Source organism: Nocardiopsis sp. NRRL B-16309 (assembly GCF_001279585.1).
In the GTDB taxonomy this organism is placed as follows: Bacteria; Actinomycetota; Actinomycetes; order Streptosporangiales; family Streptosporangiaceae; genus Nocardiopsis.
The window spans coordinates 1-329 of the sequence record NZ_LGEC01000019.1; the positions used below are offsets into that span (position 1 = coordinate 1).

Here is a 329-nt window from a genome sequence, read left to right on the forward strand (position 1 = left end):
CGGCCATGCCCTCGGACACCGATCCGAAGACCGGCACCTCGGCGCCGTCGAAGTCGACCTTCTGGCCGGCCTTGCGCGGGTTGACCCCGCCCACGATGCCGGTGCCCGAGGCGAGCATGCGGCGGGTGTGCTTGGTGCCCTCAGAGCCGGTCATGCCCTGGACCAGCACCCTGCTGTCCTTGTTCAGGAAGATAGCCATGGTGTGTGTCAGTCCCCTACTTCGCCGCGAGCTCGGCGGCCTGTGCGGCGGCGCCGTCCATCGTGTCGACCTGGCGCACCGCGGGGTGCGCGCGCTCGGTCAGGATCTGGCGGCCCAGCTCGGCGTTGTT

General features: G+C 70.2%; 1 pseudogene. It reads right to left on the reverse strand.

Going from position 1 to position 329, the window contains the following annotated elements:
- Positions 1–199 (reverse strand): annotated as a pseudogene (locus ADL05_RS04680) (succinate--CoA ligase subunit alpha); the annotation flags it as partial.
- Positions 200–329 lie beyond the last annotated feature (130 nt).